At 70.5% G+C, this 7,628-nt stretch carries 5 protein-coding genes; 4 read left to right on the plus strand and 1 reads right to left on the minus strand.

The genetic code is table 11. From position 1 onward, the window contains the following. Window positions 1-50 precede the first annotated feature (50 nt). Complete coding sequence (locus HXX10_RS26185; protein WP_296526262.1) at window positions 51-1,157, minus strand: Ppx/GppA phosphatase family protein; 1,107 nt, start codon at window positions 1,155-1,157, stop codon at window positions 51-53. A gap of 258 nt (window positions 1,158-1,415) precedes the next feature. Between HXX10_RS26185 and HXX10_RS26190 the strand changes: the two genes are divergently transcribed. The 4 genes from HXX10_RS26190 to HXX10_RS26205 form a co-directional block, all read left to right on the plus strand. Continuing rightward, window positions 1,416-3,785, plus strand: a complete 2,370-nt coding sequence (locus tag HXX10_RS26190; protein ID WP_296526263.1) for a xanthine dehydrogenase family protein molybdopterin-binding subunit — start codon at window positions 1,416-1,418, stop codon at window positions 3,783-3,785. 227 nt (window positions 3,786-4,012) lie between these two features. Continuing rightward, window positions 4,013-5,233 carry an MFS transporter gene (locus tag HXX10_RS26195; RefSeq protein WP_296526264.1) on the plus strand — a complete coding sequence of 407 codons (1,221 nt, stop codon included), beginning with the start codon at window positions 4,013-4,015 and terminating at the stop codon, window positions 5,231-5,233. 429 nt (window positions 5,234-5,662) lie between these two features. Further along, window positions 5,663-6,136 (plus strand): DUF992 domain-containing protein, encoded by a 474-nt coding sequence (locus HXX10_RS26200; protein WP_296526265.1) that lies wholly within the window; start codon window positions 5,663-5,665, stop codon window positions 6,134-6,136. Window positions 6,137-6,432: 296 nt separating this feature from the next. Further along, window positions 6,433-7,628, plus strand: a 1,196-nt coding sequence (locus tag HXX10_RS26205) for a DUF3300 domain-containing protein (protein ID WP_296526266.1), incomplete at its 3' end; no start/stop codon positions are given.

A 7,628-nucleotide genomic window follows, 5' to 3' on the forward strand; every position in this document is an offset into this window, starting at 1 on the left:
AATCCGTAGTCCCGCACGGGGCCGAGCGCCAGCCTCCCGGAAATATCGGCTCAGCGCCGCTCCCACACCCCGTCGGCCCGCATCATCTTGACCAGCATGCCTTCGCGAAGCCCGCGGTCGGCGACCCGCAGGCGCGGGCACGGGAAGGCGTGGCGGATCGCCTCCAGGATGGCGCAGCCGGCCAGCACCAGGTCGGCCCGCTCGGCGCCGATGCAGGGGTTCGCCACCCGGTCGTCGTAGCTCATCGCCATCAACCGGTCGATCACGCCGGTGATCTCGTGCGCCCGCAGCCAGCAGCCGTCGACCCGCCGGCGATCGTAGCGCGGCAGCTCGAGATGGACGCCCGCGATGGTCGTCACGGTTCCCGACGTGCCGAGCATGTGCAGGCCACCGAGATCGTCGCCATGGGCCCGCGAGAAGTCGGCGAGCGCCCGCGTCACCTCGGCCACCATGGCGTCGAAGACGGCCCGGTCGACCGCAACCCCGCCGAACCGCTCGGCCAGCGTCACCACGCCGAGCGGCAGCGACACCCAGCCCTGGATCACCGGCTTGGGAGGACCGCGCCCGGCCGCCTCGGAGCGGCCGAGCCGCACCAGCTCGGACGAGCCGCCGCCGATGTCGAACAGGATGGCGCCGCGCGAATCCGGATCCATCAAGGGGGTGCAGCCGGTGGCGGCGAGCTCCGCCTCGGTGCCGTGGTCGACGATCTCGAGGTCGAGCCCCACCACCTCGCTGATGCGGGCCTGGAACTCGGTGCCGTTCTCGGCCGCCCGGCAGGCCTCGGTGGCGATCAGCCGCGCCCGGCCGACGCCGCGCGAGCGCATCTTGTCCCGGCACACCGCGAGCGCATCGACGGCCCGGACGATCGCCGCCTCGCCGATCCGCCCGGTCAGCGACACCCCCTCGCCGAGCCGGATGATGCGCGAGAACGCGTCCACCACGCGAAAGCTGCTACCGGTCGGCCGCGCCACCAGGAGCCGGCAATTGTTGGTGCCGAGATCGAGGGCCGCATAGGTCGCAGGATGCGCCGCAGCCGTCCGCAGACTCCCGGCGCCGCCCGCCGTTTCGGGCCAGGCTAACCCGGGCTGCTCGGACCCCCCCTGCTTCCCCAGACGCGTCGCGTCGAGGAGGCCGGTGGTGTGGGCCTCTTGATCCATCAATCGCCTTCGCGCCGGCCGCCACGAAGGCGCCAGCCGTCATCACGATGTGTTGTTTCGTCGACTCGAAGTGTAACAGGCCTGTCAAAGGACGCAATTGGCAAGCAGCGCCAAGACTTACACCAGCCACCTTATTGCGTTGCGATACCGCAGGCTGTACGTGAATCCGAACTCACTTCATTGCGGGGCGTTTGTACCGAACGCCGCGATGGTCTAGTTCTGTTGTCCCACAGAGCCCGCGATACTGCAGATTCCGCCATGACATCATCCGACGAGACCCACGCCGACGACCTCGGTGACTGGGCGACCACCCGCTTCGCCGTCGGCCAGCCGGTGCCCCGCACCGAGGATCCGGTGCTGGTGCGCGGGACGGGCCGCTACACCGACGACGTCGCCCTGCCCGGCCAAGCCTATGCCGCCATGGTGCGCAGCCCGCACGCCCACGGGCTTCTGCGCGGGATCGACGCGGAGGTCGCACGAAAAATGCCGGGCGTGCTGGCCGTCTACACGGCCGCCGATCTGGCCGGCTACGGCACGCTGCGCTGCGCCCCGCCGCTCGCCAATCACGACGGCTCGGCCATGACCAAGCCGCCGCGGCCGGCGCTCGCCGCCGAGCGGGTGCGCTTCGTCGGCGACCCGGTGGCGGTCGTCGTCGCCGAGACGGCGTTTCAGGCGCGCGACGCGGCCGAAAGCGTGACGCTCGACATCGAGCCGCTGCCGGCCGTCACCACGACCACGCAGGCGCTGGCGCCCGATGCGCCGCGGCTCTACGACGAGGCGCCCGGCAATGTCGCGCTCGACTGGCGCTCGGGCGATGTCGCCAAGGTCGCCGAGGCTTTCGCCGGCGCCACCCATGTGGTGCGGCTCGACCTCACGATCAGCCGCGTCGTGGTGGTGGCGATGGAGCCGCGCGCCGCCGTCGCGGCATATGACGGCGACAGCGGCCGCTACACCCTGCATCTCGCCTGCCAGGGCGCCTTCGGCATGCGCGGCCAGATCGCCGAGCTGATGAAGGTGCCGGCCGACAAGGTCCGCATCCTCACCGGCCATGTCGGCGGCTCGTTCGGCATGAAGTCGGCGGCCTTCCCGGAATATGTCTGCGTGCTGCATGCGGCGCGCGCGCTCGGCCGGTCGGTCAAGTGGACCGAGGACCGCAGCGCCAGCTTCCTGTCCGACACCCATGGCCGCGACCAGGAGCGCACCGCCGAGCTGGCGCTCGACGCCGACGGCCGTTTCCTGGCGCTGCGGCTCACCGGGCATGCCGACATGGGCGCCTATCTGGGCCTGATCTCGCCGCTGCCGCCGACCGTGAACGCGCTGAAGAACGTCGCCAGCGTCTACCGCACGCCGCTGATCGAGGTGCGCACGCTGTGCTGCTTCACCAACACGACGCCGGTCGCGGCCTATCGGGGCGCCGGCCGGCCCGAGGGCAACTACATCATGGAGCGGCTGATCGATGTCGCGGCACGCGACACCGGCATCGACCGCCTGACGCTGCGCCGACGCAACCATATTCGGCCGAAGGATCTGCCCTTCGCCGCCGCCTCCGCCATGACCTACGACAGCGGCGACTTTCCGGCCGTGTTCAAGCGCGCGCTGGACGCCGCCGACTGGGCCGGTTTCGCGGCCCGCAGGCGGGCGAGCCGCAAGGTGGGCAAGCTGCGCGGCATCGGCATCGGCAGCTATCTCGAGGTGACGGCGCCGCCGAGCCCGGAGATGGGCGGCCTTCGTTTCGAGCCGGACGGGACCGTGACGTTCACGACCGGCACGCTCGACTACGGCCAGGGCCACGCCACCTCGTTCGCCCAGGTGATCGCCCAAAAGCTCGGGATCCCGTTCGAGCGCATCCGCCTGAAACAGGGCGACAGCGACCTCTTGATCGCCGGCGGCGGCACCGGCGGCTCGCGGTCGAGCGCGGCGAGCGGCACGGCCGCGGTCGACGCCTGCCTGCAGGTGATCGAGCAGGGCCGCGCGATCGCCGCCGCCGTGCTGGAGGCCGGCGTCGCCGACATCGAGTTCCTGGACGGGCGCTTCACGGTGGCCGGCACGGATGTCGGCATCGCTCTGCTCGACATCGCCGAGCGCCTGCACGGCGGCCTCGCCCTGCCGGAGGGCGTGCCCCAAAACCTCGACGTCGCACTGGTCAACAAGGGCGTGCCGTCGACATTTCCCAACGGCTGCCACGTCGCCGAGGTGGAGATCGATCCCGACACCGGCACGGCCGCGGTGGTGCGCTACGTCTCGGTGAACGACTTCGGCACCCTGCTCAACCCGATGCTGGTCGACGGCCAGATCCATGGCGGCGTCGTCCAGGGCATCGGCCAGGCGCTGTGGGAGCGCGTCGTCTACGACGCCGAGGGCCAGCTCCTCACCGGCTCGCTGACCGACTACGCGCTGCCGCGCGCCGCCGACGTGCCGTCCTTCGACACCGCCTATCATCCGGTGCCGACCGCCACCAACCCGCTCGGCGTCAAGGGCTGCGGCGAGGCCGGCTGCGCCGGCGCGCTGGTGTCGGTGATCAATGCCGCCGTCGACGCGCTGTCGGATTACGGCGTGCGCCATGTCGACATGCCGCTGACCTCGGAAAAGATTTGGCGGATTCTTCAGGGCGAGCCTGCCGTGGGGTGACCTCTGATCCCTACACTGGCACGCCGCCGGTGCTCCCTCTCCCCGCTTGCGGGGAGAGGGTCGGGGTGAGGGGGCGCTTCCGTATCCACGAGGCGCCCCCTCACCCGGATCGCTTCGCGATCCGACCTCTCCCCGCGCGCGGGGAGAGGCGAAGACGCAGCGCCTCCGCCTGAACTGGAATTAAAGCGGCGGCCATGCGAGCGTCGTCGGGAAGTCCGAGGCCCCTGATGACCGAGACCCGCCTGCCGCTCGCCGCCGCCCCCACGGGGGACACGCGCGTCATCGCCGCGGTGAGCGCTGCGCATTTCGTCTCGCACTATTTCATCCTGATCCTGCCGCCCGTGTTCGAGATGGTGCGGACCGAGTTCAAGGTGAGCTACACCGAGCTCGGCTTCGCGCTGGTCGCCTTCAACGTGATGTGCGCCGCCTTCCAGACGCCGGCCGGCTTCCTGGTCGATCGCATCGGCGCGCGCCGCGTGCTGGTGTTCGGGCTCGTGACCGGCGCGCTGGCGCTGGCGGCCGCCGGCCTCGTCCACTCGTTCTGGCTGTTCGTCGTGCTGTTCGGGCTCGGCGGCCTGGGCAATTCGGTCTATCACCCGGCCGACTACGCGGCGCTGTCGGATCGCGTCGCGGCCGAGCGGATCGGACGCGCCTACTCGGTCCACACCTTCTCGGGCATGCTGGGAGGCGCCGCGGCGCCCGCGACGATGCTGTTCCTGGAATCGCAGATCGGCTGGCGCGGCGCCTTCGTCGCCTCCGCCCTGCCCGGGCTGGCGCTCGCCGCCTGGCTCGCTCTTCCGGGCCGCGACGTTCTGCCGGCACGGCCGCGAGCGGCGCACGACCGCGCCGCCGCAGCGGACAGCTCGGTCCGACTGCTGACCTCGCCCGTGATCCTGCTCAACTTCGTGTTCTTCGCCCTGTTCGCCGTGTTCCAGCTCGGCCTGCAGAACTACTCGGCGGTGGCGCTCGCGGCCGGATACGGCCTGCCGCTCGCCGCCGCCAGCGTCGCGCTGACCGCCTATCTGCTGCTCAGCGCCATCGGGGTGCTGCTCGGCGGCTTCCCGGTGGGCAGGATCAGCCCGGCACTGCTCACCGCCGCCGGCATGCTGGTCGTGGCCGTCTGCACGGCGCTTCTCGCCACCGTCGATCTCGGCACGGTCGGTGCCGTGCTGGCACTCGGCATCGCCGGTCTCGCCGGCGGCATCGCCATGCCGGCCCGCGACATGATCGTCCGCGCCGTCACGCCGCCGGGCCAGTTCGGAAAAGTGTTCGGCTTCGTCACCACCGGCTTCAACATCGCCGGCGTGGTGGCGCCCGTGATCTTCGGCCTGCTGATGGACCACGGGCGTCCCGGCGGCGTTTTCCTGGTGGTGGCGGCCGCCTGCCTGTTGTCGATCGCGACCGTCGTCGGCGGCCGAACGCCGGCGCTGGCCCGCCCACGCGACTAGGGCCGGAGGAGATCCGGGCCCCCTCCGCCGATCTCTCGGCACGACCCATCGAGTCTTCTCGCTCATACGGGTCTTCTCGATCATATCGACGGCCTATCACCCGAAGGTCTAGACCGTCCTGGCTGGGCATCGGCGAGCGACAGCGCCTCCACCGAGATCATGCACTGCAGCGATCGCTCGCCCTTGAAGTGATGTGCCCACTCGGATAATCGTCTCACGCAACGATCTGATCGACCGGCGCGGGCGACAGCCGCCTGCATGGGATGTGTGGCCCTGCCTCACGCAGGGTTGGCGAACGATCCGCATCCGGCCGAATTTACGGCGGGGCCTTCACGACGAGCTTCGACCCGGTCCAACCGCAGCCGGGCTTTCTTTCGACCGTGAGCCATCGACGAGCCGCGGCCAGGCCGCAACACAACGGGGAATCTGATGTCGCGACTGACAGGTGTCTTGGTTTTCGCAGCACTCGCAGCCGTCGCCCTGCCGGCGCCCGCCTCGGCGCAATCCAGCGTCGAGGTCGGCACGCTGTCGTGCCGGCTCGCGCCGAGCGTCGGCCTGCTGGTCGGCTCGCGTCAGCGGATGAGCTGCGTGTTCACGCTGGCGAACACGAACCGAAAAGAGACCTACAGCGGCGCGATCACGCGGCTCGGCCTCGATGTCGGCATCACGGCCGGCGGCCGGCTCGTCTGGGCCGTGCGCTCCAAGACGAACCTGCCGATCGGCAAGCGCACGCTCGCCGGCACCTATGTGGGCGCCAGCGGCGAGATCGCCCTCGGCCTCGGCGTCGGGGCGAACGCGCTGGTCGGCGGCACCAACCGAACCATCGCCCTGCAGCCGCTGTCGGTGGAGGGATCCGTGGGCGTCAGTCTCGCGGTCGGCGTCGCCGGACTGCGGCTTCAGTGACATCAGCGTGATGTGAAAGCGTGATGTGAAAGAGTGATGTGAAAGAGTGATGTGAACAGCGCCGGGCCCCGCTCGCGGGTTCCGGGAGCTCGACTGAAGGACCGGCGCCAAGGCGCCCGTCCCGACCAAGTGAGAGCACCGATACCATTCCGCTTCGGCCGGGCCATCGAGTCGAGCCCTTCCGATCGACGGGACCTCGATCACAGGAGAGCCTTTTGCGCCTCTCGGTCCTTCATCTGACATCCAGTATCGTTCGTTGCCGCTTCGGCCGGACGGCCTGCCTGACGGGCCTCTCCGTGCTGCTCGGGATAGGGACCGCCGTGCTCGGCGACCCCGCTCTCGCCCAGACTGCCGCGCCGGCGACCACGACCGCCGCGCCCGCGCCGGCGCAGTCGGCTTTGTCGCGCGAGCAGATCGAGGCGCTGGTCGCCCCGATCGCGCTCTATTCCGACGACCTGCTCGCCCAGGTGCTGATGGCCTCGACCTATCCGCTCGACGTCGTGCAGGCGGCACGCTGGCAGCAGGCGAATGCGAAGCTGACCGGCAAGCCGCTCGACGACGCGCTGCTGCAGCAGCCCTGGGATCCCAGCGTCAAGTCGCTGGTCGCGATGCCGCAGGTGCTGACGATGCTCAACGACAAGCTCGACTGGACCCAGAAGCTCGGCGACGCCTTCCTGGCCCAGCAGGCCGACGTGCTCGACGCCGTGCAGCGCCTGCGGGCGCGCGCGCAGGCCGCCGGTACGCTGAAGACCACCAAGGAGCAGAAGGTCACGCAGCAGACGACCGCGGGCAAAACCGTCTTTGTGATCGAGCAGGCCAATCCCCAGGTCGTCTTCGTGCCGAGCTACAATCCGACCGCCGTCTTCGGCGCCTGGCCGTATCCGGCCTATCCGCCCGTCTCGTTTTATCCGCCCGGCTACCTGGCCGGCAACGCGATCTCGTTCGGGCTCGGCATGGCGGCCGGCGCGGCCCTGTGGGGCGGCATGAACTGGGGCGCCGGCAACGTCAACGTCAACGTCAACCGCTTCAATTCCTTCAACAACACCAACATCTCGAACAACAACTGGCAGCACAATCCCGCGCGGCGCGGCGGCGTGCCCTACGGCAATGCCGCGGTGGCACAGCAGTTCGGCCGCGGCAATCTGGACAATGCCTCGCGCGACGCGTTCCGCGGCCGCATGGACTCGCAGGGAGCGGCAGCCGCGCTCGGCGATCGCGGCGGTCTCGGTGATCGCGGCGGTCTCGGTGATCGCGGCGGTCTCGGGGACCGTGGGGGTCTCGGGGACCGTGGTGGACTTGGTGATCGCGGCGGCATCGGCGACCGCGGTGGAGCCGGCAACCGGGGCGGAGCCGGCAACCGGGGCAACATCGGTGATCGCGGCGGCGCAGCCGGTCGGGCTGGTGCCGGCGCCGCGGCCCGTGACGGCGTGCGCGGCGGCGGCGGCGGTGCATTCGACGGCGTCGGCCGCGGCGGGGACGTCCGCCGCGAGGG

Origin of the sequence: Rhodoplanes sp. (assembly GCF_013377085.1) — a bacterium.
Classification (GTDB): Bacteria; Pseudomonadota; Alphaproteobacteria; order Rhizobiales; family Xanthobacteraceae; genus Rhodoplanes.